Raw genomic sequence first — 17,977 nt, 5'->3', positions numbered from 1 at the left:
CTATTCCTCCCTGGTCGCGAACCATAGGGCACGGTTCGCGTTCAAATGCTTACATGTCTTCAAACTAAGGAGCGACGATGGACGTTGTCCGCATTCTTCTTGCGATCATCCTGCCGCCCCTTGGCGTATTTTTGCAGGTCGGGATCGGCCTGCATTTCTGGCTCAATATATTGCTGACACTCTGCGGCTATGTGCCGGGGATCATCCACGCGATATGGGTGATCCTCCGGAAATAGCTCCCTCCGTTTGCTCTACGCAATTCCGGACGCAAAACCCCTGCACACTGCTGCTGGAATTGCTCTAGCGCGTAAAACTCTGCACGTTGCCGGCATCGACGTTGATGATGTTGCCGGTCGATTTTGCCGAAAGGTCCGATGCGAGGAAATAGATCGCCTCGGCGATATCTTCCGGAAACACGTTGAGTTTCAGCATCGACCGCTTGCGGTAATGTTCCTCGAGATCGTCCACCTCGATCTTGGACGAGGCGGCGCGCTGCTCGCGCCATTCGCCGCTCCAGATCTTCGAGCCGCGCAGGACGGCATCCGGATTGACGGTGTTGACGCGGATGCCGGCATCCGCGCCTTCGAGCGCCAGGCAGCGGGCGAGATGGATTTCGGCAGCCTTGGCGGTGCAATAGGCAGCCGCATTCGGCGAAGCGGCCAGACCGTTCTTCGAAGCGACGAAGACGACGTTGCCACCGAGCGTCTGACGGCGAAACAGGCGGAAGGCTTCGCGCGAGACGAGGAAATAGCCAGTCGCCAGAATATCGATATTGCGGTTCCACGTCGACAGTTCGGTCGCTTCGATCGGTGCGGAGGAGGCAATGCCGGCATTCGAGACGAGGATATCGATGCCGCCGAATTCGACGCAGGCTTCCGCGAAGGAGGCGATCACCGCATCTTCCTTGGTGACGTCGAGCCGGACGCTGCGCACGGCGTCAGCGCCGAACTTCTTGACGAAATCGGCTTCGGTGCCTTCGAGCGCTGCCTGGTCGATATCGGCAAGCACCACGCAGGCACCTTCGCCGACGAGGCGTGCGGCCGTCGCCCGGCCGATGCCGCCGGCGCCGCCGGTGACGAAGGCGACGCGKCCGGCAAGGCTCTTCGGCTTCGGCATGCGCTGGAGCTTCGCCTCTTCGAGCAGCCAATATTCGATATCGAAGGCTTCCTGCTCGGGCAGGCCCTGATATTCGGAGACCGTCGAGGCGCCGCGCATGACGTTGATGGCGTTGACGTAGAATTCGCTGGCAATGCGAGCCGTCGCCTTGTCGCGGGCAAAGGACAGCATGCCGACGCCGGGAACGAGGAAGATGACGGGATTGGCGTCGCGCATGGCGGGCGAATTGTCATGCTTGCAGTCGTTATAATAGCGGGCGTAGTCGGCGCGGTAGTCCTCCAGCGCCTTGTCGAGACCGGCGACGATCGCGTCGACATCCGGCTTGGCCGGGTCGAAATCGACGATCAGCGGGCGGATCTTGGTGCGCAGGAAATGATCGGGGCAGCTGGTGCCGAGCGCGCCGAGCGGACGCAAATCGCCGGAATTGACGAATTCGAGCACGGCGTCCTGATCGTCGAAATGCCCGAGCTTGCGCTCTTGCTTGCCGATGCGGCCGCGGATCTCCGGCATCAGCCGGGCGGCGATGGCGCGGCGTTCGGCAACGGCCAGGCTCTGAGCGACCGCGCCGCCGAAAATCGTCTTGCCGTCGGTCTTTTCAGCGAACCAGACGATCGCCTTGTTGATGATATCGAGCGTCAGCTCGTAGCAGGCCTTGGCATCATTCGCCCAGGTGAAGAGGCCGTGGCTTTCGAGCACGACACCCTTGGCATTCGGATTGGCTGCAACGAAAGCGCCAAGGTCGAGGCCGAGCTGGAAGCCCGGACGGCGCCAGGGCAGCCAGCCGATCTCGTCGCCGAAGATCTGCTGCGTCAATTCCTTCGAATTCTTCGACGCGGCGATCGCGATGATCGCGTCGGGATGCATGTGGTCGACATGGGTGAAAGGCACGAAACCGTGCAGCGGTGTGTCGATCGAGGCGGCACGGGCATTCAGGTTGAAGGTGCAGTGCGGCAGGAAGCCGACCATGCGGTCCTCGTCCTCGACACCCTTGTAGATGCCCTTCAGCGATTCCAGCTTGTCCTGGTAGAGCGTCGCGAAACCGTCGAGCTTGATCGTGCCGACGTCGCCGCCCGAGCCCTTGACCCAAAGTACCTTCACCTTGCCGCCGGTAAGCGGATCGGTTTCCATCACCTTCGCCGAGGTGTTGCCGCCGCCATAATTGGTGATGCGCTTGTCGGCGCCGAGCAGGTTGGAACGATAGAGCAGCTTGCCAGGCTCATCGAGGCCTGCCGCGTAAGCATCATCCCACCGGTTTTCCAGAAGCCGGACGTTCGCCGCCATGTCATCCTCCCATATGAAATCTTCATCGAGACACAAAGTTCGCGCCCCTTTTCGCTGACGGTATCGCTCATCAAAATGGAGGTTGTCAATCGAAAACGATCAAATTCGATTATTGTGCAGCGCAATATGAAAATTTATGATCGTTTTTGATTGACACATTGTCATATGTGCGAAATAAACGGTCCAAGGAGGAGCCCCATGCACGAACGCGAACGCCATCGCATCATTCTGAGCGCCGTTCAGGAAAAGTCCGTCGTGACGGTTCAGGATATTTCCGAACTGACCGAGGCTTCCGAGGCGACGATCCGGCGCGACATCGCGGCTCTTCATGTCCAGGGCAAGATCCGGCGTGTGCGCGGCGGCGCCGAGGCCGTGCATCCGCCGCAGCTCGGCAATCTCGCCGGCCGCCCCTTCCGTGTTTCGGAATCGGTCAATATCGACAAGAAACGCGCAATCGCCCGCCAGGCCGTCGAGCTATGCGATCCGGGCGACGCGATCATCATCAACGGCGGCACGACCACCTTCCAGATGGTGCATTTCATGGCGGCGCACCGCCTGCAGGTGATGACCAATTCCTTCGCGATCGCCGAACATCTGGTCAAGCATTCGAAGAACACGGTAACGGTGCCGGGCGGCGCGATCTATCGCGAACAGAGCCTGATCCTCTCCCCTTTCGACAATGATGCTATCCGCAATTTCTACGCCCGCCGCTTCTTCATCGGCGCGCAGGGTATCGGCCCGCTCGGCATCATGGAAGCCGACGCGCTGATCATCCAGAGCGAACAGAAGCTGATGCATCAGGCCGACGAATTGGTCGTCATGGYTGATTCCAGCAAGTTCCATCGCCGGTCGAGCCTCATTCTGTGCCCGCTCGAGCGTGTGTCTACAATCATCACCGATGACGGCATTCCAGAGGAAGCCGTCAGGATGATCGAGAATGCCGGCATCAGGCTCATTGTCGCGAGCCCGGTCACCCAGGCAATCAAGGAGGATTCCTCGTCGGTCGCATAAGGCGCCGGGGAGGTGTGAAGAGTGTCAATCAAGTGGGAGGATGAAAGCATGAAACTCGCAAAGAAACTCGCAATCGGCGTGGCATTTGCCGTCGCCATGATGGCCGGCACGGCAAGTGCTGCCGACATCAAGATCGGTCTCGTCGTCAAGTCGCTCGGCAACGGCTTCTTCGATGCTGCCAACAAGGGTGCGCAGGAAGCCGCCAAGGAACTCGGCGGCGTAGAGGTCATCTATACCGGTCCGACGACGACGACGGCCGAAGGCCAGATCGAAGTCATCAATTCGCTGATCGCCCAGGGCGTCAGTGCCATCGCCGTTTCGGCCAACGATCCCGACGCGCTCGTTCCGGCGCTGAAGAAAGCGACACAGCGCGGCATCAAGGTCATCTCCTGGGATTCCGGCGTCGCACCTGAAGGCCGTATCCTGCAGCTCAACCCGTCGTCCAACGAACTGATCGGCAAGATGTGCCTGACGCTCGTCAAGGACCATCTCGACGGCGGCAAGGGTGACTTCGCCATCCTGTCGGCCACGACCACCTCGACCAACCAGAACATCTGGATCGACCAGATGAAGAAGCAGCTCAAGGATTTCCCGGGCCTCAACCTCGTCACCACGGTCTATGGCGACGACCTCTCGGACAAGTCCTATCGTGAAGCCGAGGGCCTCTTGAAGGCCAACCCGAACATCAAGGTCATCGTCGCTCCGACGACGGTCGGCGTTCTCGCCGCGTCGAAGGTTGTCGAAGACAAGGGCCTTGTCGGCAAGGTCTACGTCACCGGCCTTGGCCTGCCGTCCGAAATGGCCGGCGCGATCAAGTCGGGCGCCACGAAGGAATTCGCCATCTGGAACCCGATCGATCTCGGCTACTCAGCAACGCAGATCGCTTATCGCCTCGTCAAGGGCGAGACCGACGGCAAGCCAGGCAGCGAGATCGAAGCCGGCCGCATGGGCAAGATCAAGGTCGGCGACAACGGTGAAGCCGCCATGGCCGATCCCTTCGTCTACAATGCTTCGAATATCGACCAGTTCTCCAAGGTCTTCTGATCTGGAGCCGACGCATAAAAGCCCGGCGGCCTGATGGCCGCCGGGATTCTCATTCGACACTGGTAGAAGCTCGATGAACGCCGCCTTTCAACAAACCGCCACGGACAGCAAAACCGGTGATGCGCCCGCCATTCTGGAAATGCGCGGCATCTCCCAGATCTTTCCGGGCGTGAAGGCGCTCGACAATGTCAGCATCGCGCTGCATCCCGGCACGGTGACTGCGCTGATCGGCGAAAACGGCGCCGGCAAATCGACGCTGGTGAAGATCCYGACCGGCATCTACAGGCCGAACGAAGGCGAGATCCTGGTCGACGGCCAGCCGGTGACCTTTGCCAACGCCCAGGCCGCAATCGATGCCGGCGTTACCGCCATCCATCAGGAAACCGTGCTGTTCGACGAGTTGACGGTTGCCGAAAACATTTTCCTCGGCCATGCGCCGCGCACGCGTTTGCGCACCATCGACTGGCAGGTGATGAACAGCCGCGCGAAGGCGCTGCTGACCGCGCTTGAAAGCAATATCGATCCGACGATCCGGCTGAAGGACCTCTCGATCGCGCAGCGCCATCTGGTGGCGATTGCGCGCGCTCTGTCGATCGAGGCCCGCATCGTCATCATGGACGAACCGACGGCAGCCCTTTCCCGCAAGGAGATCGACGATCTCTTCCGCATCGTCCGGGGCCTGAAGGAAAAGGGCAAGGCGATCCTCTTCATCAGCCACAAGTTCGACGAGGTCTACGAGATCGCCGACGATTTCGTCGTCTTCCGCGACGGCCGCGCCGTCGGCCAGGGCCGGCTCAAGGAAACGCCGCAGGACGAGATCGTCCGCATGATGGTCGGCCGCGACGTCGAGAATGCCTTTCCGAAGGTCGATGTCGCCATCGGCGGCCCGGTTCTGGAGATCCGCAACTACAGCCATCGCACTGAATTTCGCGACATCTCCTTCACCCTGCGCCAGGGCGAAATTCTCGGTATTTACGGTCTGATCGGCGCCGGGCGTTCGGAACTGTCCCAATCGCTCTTCGGCATCACCAGGCCACTCTCCGGCACCATGATGCTCGAAGGCCGCGAAATCACCATCCATTCGCCGCAGGATGCGATCCGCGCCGGCATCGTCTACGTGCCGGAGGAGCGCGGTCGCCACGGGTTGGCGCTGCCGATGCCGATCTTCCAGAATATGACGCTGCCTTCGCTAACCCGCACCTCGCGCCGGGGCTTTCTCCGGGCGGCAGAAGAATTCGCGCTCGCCCGCAAATATGCCGAGCGGCTGGACCTGCGCGCGGCCGCCCTTTCCGTCCCGGTCGGCACGCTGTCGGGCGGCAACCAGCAGAAGGTCGTCATCGGCAAATGGCTGGCGACGGCGCCGAAGGTCATCATCCTCGATGAACCCACAAAGGGCATCGACATCGGCTCGAAGGCAGCCGTGCACGGCTTCATCAGCGAACTCGCCGCCGAGGGCCTGTCGATCATCATGGTCTCGTCCGAACTGCCCGAGATCATCGGCATGTCGGACCGCGTCCTGGTGATGAAGGAGGGTCTCGCCGCCGGGATTTTCGACCGCGCCGAGCTGTCGCCGGAAGCGCTGGTGCGCGCCGCCACCGGCAATGCATGAGGCCCGCAATGCATAAGGCCCAGCAATTCATAAGGCCCAGGAATTCCTAAGGTAAGAGCATGGCAAGACTGATCAGAAAACGCGAAACCCTGCTGTTCCTCATCATCGTCGTGATGATCGCGATCTTTTCGACGCGCGCTGCCGATTTCGCAACGCCGGAGAATCTCGCCGGCATTTTCAACGATACCTCCATCCTGATCATCCTGGCGCTGGCGCAGATGACGGTCATCCYGACGAAATCGATCGACCTGTCGGTTGCCGCCAACCTCGCCTTCACCGGCATGGCGATCGCGATGATGAATGCCGCCTATCCCGACCTGCCGCTCGTCGTGCTCATCCTTGCCGCGATCGTCATCGGCGCCTGCCTCGGCGCCATCAACGGCTTTCTCGTCTGGGCGCTCGAAATCCCGCCGATCGTCGTCACACTCGGCACGCTCACCATCTATCGCGGCATGGCCTTCGTGCTTTCGGGCGGGGCATGGGTCAACGCCCACCAGATGACGCCGGTCTTTCTGTCGGTGCCGCGCACGCCGATCCTCGGCCTGCCGGTTCTCGGCTGGGTGGGCATCGTCATCGTGCTTCTGATGTATGTCCTGCTCAGATACACCCAGTTCGGCCGCTCGGCCTATGCGACCGGCGGCAATCCGACCGCGGCCGTCTATGCCGGCATCGATACGGGCTGGACGAAATTCCTGGCCTTCGTTCTGTCGGGCGCGCTGGCCGGTCTTGCGAGCTATCTCTGGGTGTCGCGCTATGCCGTCGCCTATGTCGATATCGCCAACGGCTTCGAACTCGACAGCGTCGCGGCCTGCGTCATCGGCGGCATCTCGATTGCCGGCGGCGTCGGCTCGGTCGCCGGCACCGTGCTCGGCGCGCTCTTCCTCGGCGTCATCAAGAATGCGCTGCCGGTGATCGGCATTTCACCCTTCACGCAGATGGCGATCTCCGGAACCGTCATCATTCTCGCCGTCGCCTTCAACGCCAGGCGCGAGCGCAACCGCGGGCGCATCATCCTGCGCGACCGCGCCGCAGCCGAGATCAGAACGGAGGCCGCAGCATGAGCGCCGTGTCCACACACGAAAAGCGGATCATCCCCGACCGCCTCGGCACACCCTTCCGCCGCATCGCCGCGAGCTGGGAAGTGCTGCTCTTTGCCGTCGCCGTGCTGATCTTCATCTTCAATTCGCTGGCCTCGCCCTATTTCCTCGATGCCTGGAACCTCTCGGACGCCACCTTCAATTTCACCGAAAAGGCGATGATTGCCTTCGCCATGGCGCTGCTCGTCATATCGGGCGAGATCGACCTTTCGGTCGCCGCGATCATCGCGCTGGCCTCGACGGCAATGGGCGCGGCAGCCCAGGTCGGCATCGGCACACCGGGTCTGGTCGCGATCGGCATCGGCACCGGCCTTGCCTGCGGCATCTTCAACGGCGTGCTGGTCTCGGTGCTGAAACTGCCGTCGATCGTCGTCACCATCGGCACGATGAGCCTTTTCCGCGGCATTTCCTATATCGTGCTCGGCGATCAGGCCTATGGCAAATACCCGGCGGATTTCGCCTATTTCGGCCAGGGCTATGTCGTCTGGGTATTCTCCTTCGAATTCGTGCTCTTCATCGTGCTGGCGATCCTCTTCTCCATCCTGCTGCATGCGACGAATTTCGGCCGGCAGGTCTATGCGATCGGCAACAATGACTTCGCCGCCCGCTTTTCCGGTATTCCGGTCGAGCGCGTCAAATTCATCCTCTTCCTGCTGACCGGCATCATGAGCGGCATCGCCGCCGTCTGCCTGACCTCACGCCTCGGCTCGACCCGGCCGTCGATCGCTCAGGGCTGGGAGCTCGAGGTCGTCACCATGGTCGTGCTCGGCGGCATCTCGATCCTCGGCGGCTCAGGCACCATCGTCGGCGTCGTCATCGCCGCCTTCGTCATGGGCCTCGTCACCTTTGGCCTCGGCCTGTTGAACGTGCCCGGCATCGTCATGTCAATCTTCATCGGCCTGCTTCTGATCATCACCATCGCCATCCCGATCATCGCCCGCCGCATCAAGGTCATGAGCTCCCGATGACTTTAGAAAAACACGCCTTCAAAATGCAGCTCAATCCCGGCATGGAAGCCGAATACCGCAAGCGGCATGACGAGATCTGGCCGGAACTGGTCGATCTCCTGCACAAGTCAGGCGCCAGCGACTATTCCATTCATCTCGACCGCGAGACCAACACGCTGTTCGGCGTGTTGACGCGGCCCGYCGACCATACGATGGCGAGCCTGCCGGAGCATCCCGTCGTTAAAAAATGGTGGGCTTATATGGCCGATATCATGGCGACCAATCCCGACAATTCACCGGTCCAGAGCGACCTGGTCACCGTCTTCCATATGCCATGAACGCCACCTCCTATCGCCGCATCGCCGTCCTCGACATCGGCAAGACCAATGCCAAGGTCGTTGTGCTCGACAGCGAGACGGGCGCCGAGATCGCCGTGTTGAAACGGCCGAATATCGCGATCAAAACCGGTCTCTATCCGCATTACGACGTAGAGGCTCTCTGGTCCTTTGCGCTCGATGCGCTGAAGAGCCTTGCGCGCGAGCCCGGCTTCGACGCCATTTCGATCACCACCCATGGCGCCTCCGCGGCACTGCTTGCCCGGGACGGCACGCTTGCCATGCCGGTCATCGACTATGAACACGAATATCCGCAGGACATCCGCGATGCCTATACGCGGCTGCGCCCCTCCTTCGACGAAACCTTCTCGCCGCGCCTCGCGATGGGTCTCAATGTCGGCGCACAGCTGCACTACCAGAAGAGCGCCTTTCCCGAGGAATTCGCCGAGGTGGCGACCATCCTCACCTATGCGCAATATTGGACGGCGCGGCTGACGGGTGTTGCCGCCAATGAGCTGACCTCGCTCGGCTGTCACACCGACCTCTGGAACCCGAGGGCCGGCCGCTATTCCTCGCTCGTCGACAGGCTCGCCATCGGCGACCTCATGGCGCCGATCCATTCTGCCTTCGATGCGCTCGGCCCGGTCCTGCCGGATATCGCCGCTGAGCTCGGCCTTGCCGCACCCGTGCCGGTCTATTGCGGCATTCACGATTCCAATGCTTCGCTGCTGCCGCATCTGGTCCATCGGGCCGCACCCTTCGCCGTCGTCTCCACCGGCACATGGGTCATCAATTTCGGCGTCGGCGGCGATCTTGCCCATCTCGATCCGAAACGCGATGCGCTCGCCAATGTCGATGCCTATGGCCGGGCCGTCCCCTCCTCGCGTTTCATGGGCGGCCGTGAATTCGAGATCCTGTCGGCCGAGATCGGCCCCGTCGACGAAAAAGCCGCCCAGGCGGCAATCGGCTCGGTCATCGACAAAGGCATGATGCTGCTGCCGAATATTGCCCCCGGTTCCGGGCCCTTTCCCGGAAAGGAAAGCCGCTGGATCGGTGCCGAAGAGGCAAGCCGCGAGGAGCGCTCTGCCGCTGCCTGCCTCTATCTCGCCTTGATGACCGATGCCTGCCTCGGACTGATCGGCGCCAAGGGCCCTGTGATCGTCGAGGGGCCTTTCGCGCTGAATGAGACCTATCTCAAGCTGCTTGCCGCCCTAACCAGTCGCGAGGTCATGGCCCTTCCGGGGTCGACCGGCACCAGCCAGGGTGCCGCCCTTCTCACCGGCATCCGGCCAGTGTCGGGTGCCGAGACGCATGTTCCGCCGACCGATATCCCGGGGCTGGCCGCCTATCGCACTCGCTGGTACGCGGCGATGGAATAGGAGTCTTTCCAAAAGCGGCCTTGTTCGTCCCTGCCTTCTCGTTAGTGTGGCACCTCGAAAATCAGGTCGAGGAGATAGCATGACAGAGACATTCGATCCGCGCACGGTTGCAGCCGGGCTGCACAGCCTGCGACAGGCCGGCCGTCAGGAGGCAACGGACACTTTCGCGCTGCCAGCCGATCTCCATCAGGCGATGGAGGCGCAGGATTTGCTTGCCGCCGCGGACGGTATTTCGAGCAATGCCTGGAAAGTAACGGTCTCGCCGCAGGGCCAGGCGGTCACCGCTCCGCTGCATCCCTATGCCGAAGCCGTCTCGGGGGCTGACATTCCCTGGTATCCGGGCCTGAAATTCGAAACCGAGATCGCCGTCCGTCTTGGCAGTGACCTGCCGGTCCGCACAGGCGCCTACAGCCGCACTGAGGTGGTCGAGGCGATCGCCGCTGTCTATCTCGGCGCCGAACTGCTGGTGAGCGCCGTTAGGGAAAGCGGCAGCGTTTCGTTTCTGCTGTTCGTCGCCGACCGGCTCGGCAATAGCGGCTATGTGCTCGGTCCGAAGCTCGAAAAAAGCGTTGTCGACACCGTCGGGGGAACGCCGCTCAAGGTCACTCATGCCGGCCGCACGATCTATGACGGTCTGGCACAGCATCCGAAGGGCGACGTTCTCACCTGGCTCGTCGATTATGCCAATGACGGCTTGCGCCCGGAGACATCGCTGAAGACGGGCGCGCTCATCACCACAGGCACGTTGAGCGGCGCGATCGAACTGACCGAACCCGGCGAGATCGACGTCGAACTCGGCAATAGCAGGCTCAGCTTCTCGGTGTCGAAGGGTTGATTGGCGCCGCGGTGCTCACGCCTTCTCGCGGAACATCTCGATGATGGCGGAAAAGTCCCTCCCGCCATTGCCCTGTTTTTCGAAGAGCGCATAAAGCTGTGCTGCTTCCGCACCGAGCGGAGTGGAGGCGCCGCTCGCCAGCRCCGCCTCCTGCGAAAGCCTGAGATCCTTCAGCATCAAGGCTGCGGCAAAGCCCGGTCTGTAGTCGTTATTCGCCGGCGAGGTCGGGACCGGTCCGGGCACCGGGCAATAAGTATTGATCGACCAGCACTGGCCAGACGAGGTCGAGGCGACGTCGAACAGCGCCTGATGCGAGAGACCAAGCTTTTCGGCGAGCACGAAGGCCTCGCAGACGCCCACCATCGAAATGCCGAGGATCATGTTGTTGCAGATCTTTGCTGCCTGGCCGGCGCCGGCCTCGCCGCAATGGACGATCTTCTTTCCCATCGCCTCGAGGATCGGTTTTGCCCTGGCGAAGGCGTCTTCCGAGCCGCCGGCCATGAAGGTCAGCGTGCCCGCGGTTGCCCCGCCCGTGCCGCCGGAGACGGGGGCATCGAGCGACAGGCAGCTTGAGGCCTTGGCCATTTCATGCGCCTTGCGGCTGCTGTCCACATCGATGGTCGAGCAATCGATGACCAGCGTGCCCTGTGCCGCGGTCTGCAGGATATCGGTCCAGGCCGTCAGCACATGTCTGCCCTGCGGCAGCATGGTAATGATGATCTCGGCATCCTTGACCGCCTGGCTGGCATGGCTTGCCGGCTTGACGCCGCTCTCCTCGGCCGCCTTCAGCACCGAAGCCGCGAGGTCGAAGCCCAAGACCTCGTGGCCTGATTTGACCAGATTGGCGGCCATCGGCCCGCCCATGTTGCCAAGCCCGATGAATGCGATCCTTGCCATGCTCTTCTCCTATCGATTGTCTTCGAGGATCATCGCTGCCGCCTTTTCGGCGATCATGATCGTCGGCGAATTGGTGTTGCCCGAGGTGATCGACGGCATCACCGAGGCGTCGGCGATCCTGAGCTTGCCGAGCGCCCTGAATCTCAGCCTCGGATCGACGACGCTATCCCTGTCGGCGCCCATTCGGCAGGTGCCGACAGGGTGGAAGATCGTCGTGCCGATGTCGCCCGCCGCCCGTTCCAGATCGGCCTCCGTCTGATAGGCAGGCCCCGGCTTGAATTCCTCCGGCCTGAAACGGGCAAATGAAGGCTGCGCGACGATCTTGCGCGTCAACCGTATTGAACGGACAGCTATGTCACGATCGCGCTGCGTCGAGAGGTATTTCGGGCTGATCGTCGGCTGGGCAGCAAAATCCGGGCTTGACAGGTGCACCGAACCCCGGCTTTCCGGCCTCAGATTGCAGACGCTCGCGGTGATCGCCGGGAAAGGATGGACGGGATCGCCGAACTTCTCCAGCGACACCGGCTGCACGTGATATTGCAGATCAGGCGTTTCGCGGTCCGGACCCGATCGGGTGAAGATGCCGAGCTGGCTCGGCGCCATCGCCATCGGCCCGGAGCGGCGGACGAGATATTCGAGCCCGATCGCCGCCTTGCCGATCAGCTTGGTCGCCTTCTCGTTCAGTGTCGGAACGCCTGTCACCTTATAGGCCAGACGCAGTTGCAGATGGTCCTGCAGGTTCTCACCGACACCCTTCACCTCGGTGACGACATCGACGCCCGCTTGGCTGAGAACCTCGCCCCTGCCGATGCCTGACAGTTCCAGGATATGCGGCGAACCGATCGAACCGGCCGAAAGGACGGTTTCTTTCGCAGCATAGGCGCGTTTCGCCACGCCGCCGTGCTGGAACTCGACGCCGGCAACGGCGCCCTCTTCCACCAACAGCCGCCGGACCTGTGCCTTGATCAGCACCGTCAGGTTGGACCGTTTCATCGCCGGGCGCAGGAAGGCCTTCGAGGTGTTCCAGCGGATGCCGGAACGCTGATTGACGTCGAAATAGCCGGAACCCTCATTGCTGCCGCGGTTGAAATCCGCGGTCTCCGGAATGCCGGCTTCCTTGGCCGCCTGTTGGAAGGCATCGAGCACCGCCCAGCGCACCCGCGCTTTCTCGATGCGCCATTCGCCGCCGGCACCATGCATCTCGTCTTCGCCGCGATAAAAATCCTCGGACTGGCGGAAGAAGGGCAGAACATCGTCCCAGCCCCAGCCGCTGCAGCCCATCTGCCGCCAGAGATCGTAATCGCGTGCCTGGCCGCGCATGTAGATCATGYCGTTGATCGACGAGGAGCCACCGAGCACCTTGCCGCGCGGATAGCTCAGCGCCCGGCCGTTTAACCCCGCTTCCGGCGCCGTGGTGAAGCACCAGTCGGTGCGCGGGTTGTTGATGCAATAGAGATAACCGACCGGAATATGGATCCAGTGATAATTGTCGCTGCCGCCGGCTTCGAGCAGCAGCACCCGGCTCCTGCCATCGGCCGACAGCCGGTTGGCGAGCACGCAGCCGGCGCTGCCTGCCCCGATGATGATGTAGTCGTAACGATCCATGCCCCGACGAGACTCCAGATGCTTGCCGCTTCCCCCTCCCCGCAGCACGGGGAGAGGGACAGTCGCAGCGCCGCCGCCCGTCTCTTTTCCCGGGAAAGAGGGTTTCCTTCCGGAAAGAGAGAGGTCCGCCCGTTCAGCGGCGATAGACGAAGCCCAGTTTCCGCCCCAGCCGAGAGGCGTAGAATTCGCCGATGATGCCGCGGCGGAAGATCAGCACGCAGACCATGAAGACGATGCCGGTGATGATCGTCACCGGGAATTCCGACGTGGCGAGGTAGTTTTCCAGCGCCACCACCAGCCCGGCGCCGAAGAGCGGGCCGATCAGCGTGCCGATGCCGCCAAGCAGCGTCATCAGGATCACCTCGCCCGACATCTGCCAGGCGACGTCGGTCAGCGTTGCAAACTGGAAGACGATCGATTTCACAGCACCCGCGAGCCCGGCAAGGGCTGCCGACATGACGAAGGCGCCGAGCTTGTAGCGCGCCACGGAATAACCGAGCGAGATTGCCCGCTGCTCGTTCTCACGGATCGATTTCAGGATCATGCCGAAGGGCGAATTGATGAAGCGCCAGATAATCAGCACGCCGATGATGAACACGGCCAGCACGAAGTAATACATGTTGGTCGAGCTGTTCAGATCGATGAAGCCGAAGAGATGGCCGCGCGGCACGGACTGGATGCCATCCTCGCCTTCGGTGAACTTCGCCTGCAGGCAGAAGAAGAAGAACATCTGCGACAGCGCCAGCGTGATCATCGCGAAATAGATGCCTTGGCGGCGGATGGCGAAGAAACCCATGACGAGGCCGAGAAACGCCGCCCCCACCACCCCGATCAGGATGCCGAGTTCCKGCGGCAAGCCCCATGCCTTCACCGTATAGGCGGTGAAATAGGCCGCCCCGCCGAAGAAGGTGGCATGGCCGAAGGAAAGCAGGCCGGTATAGCCGAGCAGCAGGTTGAAGGCGCAGGCAAAGAGCGCGAAGCAGAGCAGCTTCATCAGGAAGATCGGATAGAAGAAAAACGGCGCCAGCAGCAGAAGCAGCAGCCCGGCAAGCAGGAAGCCCGCCTGCACCGAAAGGGCGGTGCGGTTTTTTTCCGTTCCGATGGCGTCGGTGATGTCAGCCATGTCAGGCATCCCGTCCAAAGAGGCCCGCGGGCCTGATGAGAAGCACGATCGCCATGATGACGAAGATCACGATGTTGGAAGCCTCGGGATAGAAGACCTTGGTCAGGCCCTCGGCGATGCCGAGCACATAACCGGTGATGATCGCGCCCATGATCGATCCCATGCCGCCGACGACGACGACGGCGAAGACGACGATGATCATGTTCGATCCCATCAGCGGCGAGACCTGGTAGATCGGCGCCGCCAGCACGCCGGCAAAGGCGGCGAGACCGGCGCCCAGCGCGTAGGTGAGCGTCAGGAGCACCGGCACGTTGACGCCGAAGACCTGAACCAGCACGGCGTTTTCGGTGGCGGCCCTGAGATAGGCACCGAGCTTGGTCTTTTCGATCAGCAGCCAGGTGCCGAGGCAGACGACCAGCGAGACGACGACCACCCAGCCGCGATAGATCGGCAGGAACATGAAGCCGAGATTGGCTCCGCCGGCGAGCGCTGCCGGCGTCGCATAGGGCTGGCCGGAAGAGCCGTAGAGGTAGCGGAAGGTGCCCTCGACCGCGAGCGCCAGCCCGAAGGTGAAGAGCAGGCCGTAAAGCGGATCGAGATCATAGAGCCGGCGCAGGAACAGCCGCTCGATGACAGCGCCGGCGAGGCCGACGATAACGGGCGCCAGGATCAGTGATGGCCAGTAGCCGATGCCGGCATAGGTCAGCAGCAGGTAGGCGACGAAGGCGCCGAGCATATATTGCGCGCCATGGGCGAAGTTGATCACCCTAAGCAGGCCGAAGATGATGGCGAGGCCGAGGCTGAGCAGCGCGTAGAACGAGCCGTTGATCAGACCGATCAGCAGCTGGCCGAACAGCGCCTGCAGGGGAATGCCGAAGATCATCGTCATCTGGTCACACTCCCAGAACCTTGTGCAGCGTGTCCATGCGCTGCGGCAGTTCACCAACCGGGAATTCCGCCACCATCTGCCCATGATCCATCAGATAGAAGCGATCGGCAATACGGCTGGCGAAACGGAAATTCTGCTCGACGAGCAGGATCGTCATGCCGCGCTCCTTCAGCGTCTTCAGCACCTCGCCGATGCGCTGGACGATCACGGGGGCAAGCCCTTCCGTCGGTTCGTCGAGAATGAGCAGCCTGACGCCGGTGCGTAGGATTCGGGCGATCGCCAGCATCTGCTGTTCGCCGCCTGACAGTTTGGTGCCCGGGCTGCCGCGGCGCTCGTAGAGATTGGGGAAGAGCTCGTAGATTTCGTCGAGCGTCATGCCGCCTTCGGCTACGACAGGCGGCAGCAGCAGGTTTTCCGAAACGGTAAGCGTCGAGAAGATGCCGCGCTCCTCCGGCACGAAGCCGATGCCTCGACGCGCCGTCTTGTGCAGCGGCACCTGCATCATATCGCTGCCGGCAAAGCTGATCTTGCCTTTGCGGGTTCGCACGATGCCGGTGATGGTGCGCAGCGTCGTCGTCTTGCCGACGCCGTTGCGGCCGAGAATGGTGATCGTCTCGCCTTCGGCCACACGCATGTCGACGCCATGCAATATGTGGCTTTCGCCGTACCAGGCATTGAGCCCCTGGACTTCGAGGAGAGCGGCCATCAATGCTCCTCCGTGCCCATATAGGCCACACGCACGCGCTCGTCCTGGCTGACGGTGGCATAATCACCCTCGGCGAGAATCTCGCCGCGCTGCAATACGGTAACATGCTGGCAGATATTGGCGACGACGGACAGATTGTGCTCGACCATCAATACGGCGCGGTCGCGGGCGACCTCGCGGATGATCGAGGAGACGACGCCGACATCCTCCTGCCCCATGCCGGCCATCGGCTCGTCGAGCAGCAGCACCTTCGGATCCAATGCTAGCGTGGTGGCGATCTCCAGCACGCGCTTGCGGCCGTAGGAAAGATCGGCGGCGATGTGATCGCGCTCCTTGGAAAGCCCGACACTGGCGAGCAGTTGCTCGGYGCGCTCGTTCAACCGATCGAGTGCCGAAAGCGGCCGCCAGAACTGTGTGGAAAGATTGTTCGGCCGCTGCAGCGCCACGCGCACATTGTCGAGAACGCTCAGATGCGGAAAGACCGCCGAGATCTGGAAAGAGCGCACAAGCCCCATGCGCGCCACCTTGTCGGGCGGCGTCTTCGTGATGTCAACGCCCATCAGGGTGATCGTGCCTGATGTCGGCTGGAGGAACTTGGTCAGCAGGTTGAAGACCGTCGTCTTGCCGGCGCCGTTCGGGCCGATCAGCGCATGCACGCTTGCGTCATGCACATCGAGATCGACGTTCTTGACGGCCGTGAAGCCGCCGAAATCGCGGCGCAGGCCGCGGGCGGACAACACCACCCGCGGCTTTTCCTGAGTTTCAATTGCGGAAACCGCCATCGTGCTTACTTCACCAGATCGCAACCGCTCTTGGCGGGATCGATATAGGCTTCCTTGCCGGGAATGGTGGCGAGCACGTTGAAGTAATCCCACGGCTCCTTGCTTTCGGCAGGCTTCTTGACCTGCAGCAGGTACATATCGTGGATCATGCGGCCATTGGCGCCGACCGTACCGCCGCGGCCGAAGACGTCGTCGACCGGCATTTCATGCAGCTGCTTGGCGACGGCTTCCGTCTCGTCGGTGCCGGCCTTCTGCACCGCTTTCAGATATTGCGTCACCGCCGAATAGGTGCCGGTATGGATCATGTTCGGCATCTTGCCGGTGCGGGCAAAGAACTTCTTGGCGAAGGCCCGGCTTTCGTCGTCGCGGTTCCAGTAATAGCCTTCCGTCAGCGTCAATCCCTGTGCCGCCTCGAGACCGAGGCCGTGGACTTCGGCCAATGTGAAGAGCAGCGCCGCCAGATGCTGGCCGCCCTGGGTGATGCCGAATTCGGCCGCCTGCTTGATGGCGTTCGACGTATCGAGGCCGGCATTGGCAAGGCCGATCACCTTGGCGCCGGATGATTGCGCCTGCAGCAGGAAGGACGAGAAGTCCTGGGTCGACAGCGGATGGCGCACGGCGCCGACGACCGTGCCGCCGCTTGCCTTGACGTAATCGCTGGTCTGCTGCTCCAGCGAATAGCCGAAGGCATAGTCTGCGGTCAGGAAGAACCAGCTGTCGCCGCCCTGCTTGACCAGCGCGCCGCCGGTGCCGACGGCCAGCGCATGCGTGTCATAGGCCCAATGGAAGCCGTAAGGCGAGCAGGCCTTGCCGGTCAGATCCGTCGTCGCAGCACCCGTGACGATGTCGATCTTCTTCTTCTCCTTGGCGATCGCCTGCACGGCAAGCGCCACCGACGAGGTCGTCAGTTCCATGATCGCATCCACCTGCTCGGTGTCATACCATTGGCGGGCGATGTTGGAGGCGATATCCGCCTTGTTCTGGTGGTCGGCATCGACGATCTCGACCGGCACATCCAGCACTTTGCCGCCGAAATCCTCGACCGCCATCTTGGCGGCTTCGACGGAGGACTTGCCGCCGAAATCGGCATAGACACCCGACTGGTCGTTCAGGATGCCGATCTTGACCTTGCCGTCGGTCGCGCTCTGCGCGAGCACCGCTGTGCTGCTTGCAAGCAGAAATGCAACTGATGCAATGAGATTCTTTCGCATATGATCTCCTCCCAGAGATTGGCCAGATTGCGGATCTGTTCAAATTTGGCCAGCCGCACTCCTCAGAACGGCGGACCCTCACCCTACGATCACGGAAATCCCGCCCTGAG

At 62.1% G+C, this 17,977-nt stretch carries 17 protein-coding genes; 9 read left to right on the top strand and 8 right to left on the bottom strand.

Translation table 11 applies throughout. The features are described 5' to 3' along the window. The first annotated feature begins 77 nt into the window (after positions 1 to 77). The gene (locus AC1ECN_RS05910; protein ID WP_003547831.1) at positions 78 to 236 is read left to right on the top strand and encodes a YqaE/Pmp3 family membrane protein; all 159 of its coding nucleotides are present in this window, start codon (positions 78 to 80) and stop codon (positions 234 to 236) included. A 64-nt stretch (positions 237 to 300) separates the two neighbouring features. On the opposite strand, the gene AC1ECN_RS05905 is transcribed toward AC1ECN_RS05910, so the two are convergent. Then, entirely contained in the window at positions 301 to 2,397 is a 2,097-nt protein-coding gene (locus tag AC1ECN_RS05905; protein WP_018071140.1) for a bifunctional rhamnulose-1-phosphate aldolase/short-chain dehydrogenase, read from the bottom strand. A gap of 198 nt (positions 2,398 to 2,595) precedes the next feature. Here AC1ECN_RS05905 and AC1ECN_RS05900 point away from each other — a divergent pair, with 198 nt between their 5' ends. The 8 genes from AC1ECN_RS05900 (at position 2,596) to AC1ECN_RS05865 (ending at position 10,654) form a co-directional block, all read left to right on the top strand. Continuing rightward, entirely contained in the window at positions 2,596 to 3,408 is an 813-nt protein-coding gene (locus tag AC1ECN_RS05900; protein WP_477952468.1) for a DeoR/GlpR family DNA-binding transcription regulator, read from the top strand. A 48-nt stretch (positions 3,409 to 3,456) separates the two neighbouring features. Further along, entirely contained in the window at positions 3,457 to 4,452 is a 996-nt protein-coding gene (gene rhaS / locus AC1ECN_RS05895; RefSeq protein WP_018497178.1) for a rhamnose ABC transporter substrate-binding protein, read from the top strand. Between the two features lie 73 nt (positions 4,453 to 4,525). Then, positions 4,526 to 6,061 (top strand): sugar ABC transporter ATP-binding protein, encoded by a 1,536-nt coding sequence (locus tag AC1ECN_RS05890; RefSeq protein ID WP_477952466.1) that lies wholly within the window; start codon positions 4,526 to 4,528, stop codon positions 6,059 to 6,061. Between the two features lie 59 nt (positions 6,062 to 6,120). Beyond that, positions 6,121 to 7,122: an ABC transporter permease gene (locus AC1ECN_RS05885; protein WP_477952465.1), complete on the top strand. Its 1,002-nt coding sequence runs from the start codon at positions 6,121 to 6,123 to the stop codon at positions 7,120 to 7,122. Continuing rightward, positions 7,119 to 8,126 carry an ABC transporter permease gene (locus AC1ECN_RS05880; protein ID WP_477952463.1) on the top strand — a complete coding sequence of 336 codons (1,008 nt, stop codon included), beginning with the start codon at positions 7,119 to 7,121 and terminating at the stop codon, positions 8,124 to 8,126. The genes AC1ECN_RS05885 and AC1ECN_RS05880 overlap by 4 nt, the downstream gene beginning before the upstream one ends. Then, positions 8,123 to 8,443: an L-rhamnose mutarotase gene (rhaM, locus tag AC1ECN_RS05875; RefSeq protein WP_477952461.1), complete on the top strand. Its 321-nt coding sequence runs from the start codon at positions 8,123 to 8,125 to the stop codon at positions 8,441 to 8,443. Before AC1ECN_RS05880 ends, rhaM begins: the two co-directional genes overlap by 4 nt. Further along, positions 8,440 to 9,819 carry an FGGY-family carbohydrate kinase gene (locus tag AC1ECN_RS05870; RefSeq protein WP_477952459.1) on the top strand — a complete coding sequence of 460 codons (1,380 nt, stop codon included), beginning with the start codon at positions 8,440 to 8,442 and terminating at the stop codon, positions 9,817 to 9,819. Before rhaM ends, AC1ECN_RS05870 begins: the two co-directional genes overlap by 4 nt. Positions 9,820 to 9,898: 79 nt before the next feature. Next, the gene (locus tag AC1ECN_RS05865; protein ID WP_477952457.1) at positions 9,899 to 10,654 is read left to right on the top strand and encodes a fumarylacetoacetate hydrolase family protein; all 756 of its coding nucleotides are present in this window, start codon (positions 9,899 to 9,901) and stop codon (positions 10,652 to 10,654) included. Between the two features lie 15 nt (positions 10,655 to 10,669). Here the strand turns inward: AC1ECN_RS05865 and mmsB are convergent, their stop codons facing one another. The 7 genes from mmsB to AC1ECN_RS05830 all read right to left on the bottom strand — a co-directional run bounded on the left by mmsB (position 10,670) and on the right by AC1ECN_RS05830 (position 17,867). Next, on the bottom strand, positions 10,670 to 11,551 hold the full coding sequence (gene mmsB, locus AC1ECN_RS05860) for a 3-hydroxyisobutyrate dehydrogenase (protein ID WP_477952456.1): 882 nt from the start codon (positions 11,549 to 11,551) through the stop codon (positions 10,670 to 10,672). A gap of 9 nt (positions 11,552 to 11,560) precedes the next feature. Further along, positions 11,561 to 13,156: a GMC family oxidoreductase gene (locus AC1ECN_RS05855; RefSeq protein WP_477952454.1), complete on the bottom strand. Its 1,596-nt coding sequence runs from the start codon at positions 13,154 to 13,156 to the stop codon at positions 11,561 to 11,563. A gap of 133 nt (positions 13,157 to 13,289) precedes the next feature. Continuing rightward, positions 13,290 to 14,279 (bottom strand): branched-chain amino acid ABC transporter permease, encoded by a 990-nt coding sequence (locus AC1ECN_RS05850; protein WP_477952452.1) that lies wholly within the window; start codon positions 14,277 to 14,279, stop codon positions 13,290 to 13,292. Between the two features lies 1 nt (position 14,280). Then, on the bottom strand, positions 14,281 to 15,168 hold the full coding sequence (locus tag AC1ECN_RS05845; RefSeq protein ID WP_077980142.1) for a branched-chain amino acid ABC transporter permease: 888 nt from the start codon (positions 15,166 to 15,168) through the stop codon (positions 14,281 to 14,283). A 4-nt stretch (positions 15,169 to 15,172) separates the two neighbouring features. Further along, positions 15,173 to 15,874 (bottom strand): ABC transporter ATP-binding protein, encoded by a 702-nt coding sequence (locus AC1ECN_RS05840; protein ID WP_020397477.1) that lies wholly within the window; start codon positions 15,872 to 15,874, stop codon positions 15,173 to 15,175. After that, positions 15,874 to 16,656 carry an ABC transporter ATP-binding protein gene (locus AC1ECN_RS05835; RefSeq protein WP_477952450.1) on the bottom strand — a complete coding sequence of 261 codons (783 nt, stop codon included), beginning with the start codon at positions 16,654 to 16,656 and terminating at the stop codon, positions 15,874 to 15,876. Before AC1ECN_RS05835 ends, AC1ECN_RS05840 begins: the two co-directional genes overlap by 1 nt. Before the next feature lie 5 nt (positions 16,657 to 16,661). Further along, positions 16,662 to 17,867: an ABC transporter substrate-binding protein gene (locus AC1ECN_RS05830; protein ID WP_018071127.1), complete on the bottom strand. Its 1,206-nt coding sequence runs from the start codon at positions 17,865 to 17,867 to the stop codon at positions 16,662 to 16,664. Positions 17,868 to 17,977 lie beyond the last annotated feature (110 nt).

The organism is Rhizobium sp. 01N447_2, from assembly GCF_056399245.1.
This window is presented reverse-complemented; position numbering and strand designations above follow the sequence as displayed.